1 pseudogene is annotated in these 230 nt (G+C 60.4%); it reads right to left on the bottom strand.

Going from position 1 to position 230, the window contains the following annotated elements:
* Positions 1 to 95 precede the first annotated feature (95 nt).
* Positions 96 to 230, bottom strand: a pseudogene (locus QSV46_RS41255) (zinc ribbon domain-containing protein); the annotation flags it as partial.

Raw genomic sequence — 230 nt, 5'->3', positions numbered from 1 at the left:
CGACAGCGACGCCGACCGTATCGTTGCTGGAGGAAATGTCACCGTGAAGCATTGGGATCGCCTCTTGTTCTGGTTTGAGTTGGAAGGATCGAGCCTCAGTGGCTGATCATCCAGGGCCGCGCGGTCGGAAAGCCCTTGGCGCCACCTCTGGTCTTGGTCATGAGCCGGGCCGGCTTCTTCTTGCCGGTTGAACAGCAGCCACAGCCGGGACCGTGCGAAGCCTTGTATTC

This window comes from Bradyrhizobium cosmicum, assembly GCF_032290525.1.
Classification (GTDB): Bacteria; Pseudomonadota; Alphaproteobacteria; order Rhizobiales; family Xanthobacteraceae; genus Bradyrhizobium; species Bradyrhizobium cosmicum_A.
This window is presented reverse-complemented; position numbering and strand designations above follow the sequence as displayed.